The organism is Actinophytocola sp., assembly GCF_045807065.1.
GTDB lineage: Bacteria > Actinomycetota > Actinomycetes > Mycobacteriales > Pseudonocardiaceae > Actinophytocola.
In genome coordinates this window covers 1-2,335 of record NZ_JBJMIE010000467.1, presented here as the reverse complement: position 1 = coordinate 2,335, position 2,335 = coordinate 1, and the positions used below count along the sequence as shown (strand labels likewise).

Sequence of the window (2,335 nt, the reverse complement as noted above, 5' to 3'; positions counted from 1 at the left end):
TTCGGGCCGACGACGCCGGCGGCGCGCAGCGCGTCGATCTCCGCGCGCAGCACGCGTTCCTCGGGTCCGTACTCGTGCCGGATGAACACGTAGCCCTGCTCGGCGCCGACCACGGCCATGCCCAGCAGCAGGCCTTCCAGCACGAGGTGCGGCTGGTCGGCGAGGATCTGGCGGTCCTTGAACGTGCCGGGCTCGGACTCGTCCGCGTTGCAGATGGCGTACTTGACCGGGTCGCCGGTGCCCGCGACCAGTTCCCACTTCCTGCCGGTGGGGAACCCGGCGCCACCCATCCCGCGCAGCCCCGAGTCCGACAGCGTGGCGACCACGTCGGACGCGCTCAGCTCACCGGCGAGCAACGCCCGCAGCGACTGGTAACGCTCGCCGATCCCCGAACCCGCCGGGTACGGATCGTTGGGCCACGGCTCGGTCCGGCTCGTCGCGGCCGCCTCGGCCACCCCGTCGCCGCGCGCGGCATCGACCAGCGAGTCCACTTCGGACACCGCGGCCGGGTGCTCGTTCACGTCGACGGCCGGGGCCACGTCGCAGCGGCCCGGGCAGGACACCTCGACCAGCTCGACGTCGGTGTCCGCGCCGTACTGCCGCCTGATCGCCGCGATCCGCTCCTCGCCGCCGCGCAGCCAGCAGGACAGGTCGTGGCAGACGCGCAGGGCGACCTTCGGCGGCGGCGTGGTGCGGAAGTGCGGGTAGAAGGAAACGATCCCCTCGATCTCGTACCGCGGCCGCCGCACCTCGCGGGCCAGCTCCTCCAGCTCCTCGCGGGGCAGCCACCCCAGCCGGGCCTGGATCGCGTTGAGCGCGGGGATCAGCGACGGGCCGGGGAACTTGCCGGCGCGTCCCTCCACTCCCGGCACCCACCGGGCGCGGGCGCCGGCCGCCCTTTCGGGACTCAGTGTCATATCGCGACTCCCCACCTCGCGCGCCCGATCAGCCGGCACTGTCGGTGCTCTTCGATAGCGTGACAACAGGGGTGACGGCGTCCCCGGGGAGCCGGCCGCCCTGGGGCATTTGCTTGTGCTGTCCGCGGTTGTCCCACGATCATTCCGTGGCTCCCCAACTCGCCGGCTCGGTCACGTGTGCCGCGCCCATCGCCTCGACCTGCACCGCGCAGAACTTGAACTCGGGGATCTTGCCGTACGGGTCGATCTCGTCGATGGTGAGCAGGTTCGCCGCCGCCTCCCGGAAGTGGAACGGGATGAAGCAGTTGCCCAGCTGCTCGCGGTGCGAGATCCGCACCCGCAGCTCGATCACGCCGCGACGCGACCGCACCCGCACCAGCTCGCCGTGCGCGAGACCGCGGTCGGCCGCGTCCTTGGGGTGCAGGTACACCTCGGCGATCGGCGAGATCGTGTCGAGCGCGTAGGAGCGGCGGGTCATCGACCCGGTGTGCCAGTGCTCCAGCAGCCGCCCGGTGTTGAGCACCAGCGGGTACTCCGCGTCCGGCAGCTCCTTGGCGGGCAGCCACTGCGCGGGCACGAGGTGCGCGAGCCCGTCGTCGGTGTTGAACCGCTCGTCGAACAACACGATCGTGCCGTCGGAGTGGTCCGGGTCGTCGTTCGGGTACAACTTGCCGGACAGGCCCAGGTTCTCGTGCCTGAGGTTGGCGTAGGACGGCATGAGCGCGACCATCTCGTCGAAGATCTCGCTCGGCGAGGTGTGGTTCCAGTCCAGTCCGACGCGCCGCGCGATGTCCTGGATCACCTCCCAGTCCACTCGGGCCTCGCCCGGGGGATCCATCACCTTGCGGCCCAGCTGCACCCGCCGGTCGGTGTTGGTGTAGCTGCCGTCCTTCTCCAGGTACGAGGAGGCGGGCAGGATGACGTCCGCGAACTCCGCCGTCTCGGTGAGGAAGATGTCCTGCACCACCAGGAAGTCCAGCGCCGCCAGGGCCTTGCGCACCTTGTTGATGTTCGGGTCGGACAGGAACGGGTTCTCCCCCAGCATGTACATGCCCCGCACGCCACCGGGTTCGAGCACCGAGCCGATGATCTCGGTGACCGTCAGGCCGCGGTTGGGGTCGAGCTTGGCGCCCCACGCCTGTTCGAACCGCTCGCGGGTGCCGTCCTTGTCCACGCCCTGGTAGTCCGGGTAGAACATCGGGATGAGGCCCGCGTCGGACGCGCCCTGCACGTTGTTCTGACCCCGCAACGGGTGCAGGCCCGCGCCGGGCTTGCCGACGTTGCCGGTGATCGAGCACAACGCGATCAGGCAGCGGGCGTTGTCGGTGCCGGTCGTGTGCTGGGAGATGCCAATGCCCCAGAAGATGATCCCGGCAGATGCCTCGCCCCAGGTGCGCGCGACCTGCCTGATGACGTCG

General features: G+C 70.4%; 2 protein-coding genes. Both read right to left on the bottom strand.

Annotation, left to right across the window (positions count from 1 at the left end; translation table 11 throughout):
• The coding region (locus ACJ73U_RS27350; RefSeq protein ID WP_407780590.1) for an NAD(P)H-dependent oxidoreductase subunit E at window positions 1–917 on the bottom strand (917 nt) is incomplete at its 3' end.
• Between the two features lie 139 nt (window positions 918–1,056).
• Window positions 1,057–2,335, bottom strand: a 1,279-nt coding sequence (locus ACJ73U_RS27345) for a molybdopterin oxidoreductase family protein (RefSeq protein WP_407780589.1), incomplete at its 5' end; no start/stop codon positions are given.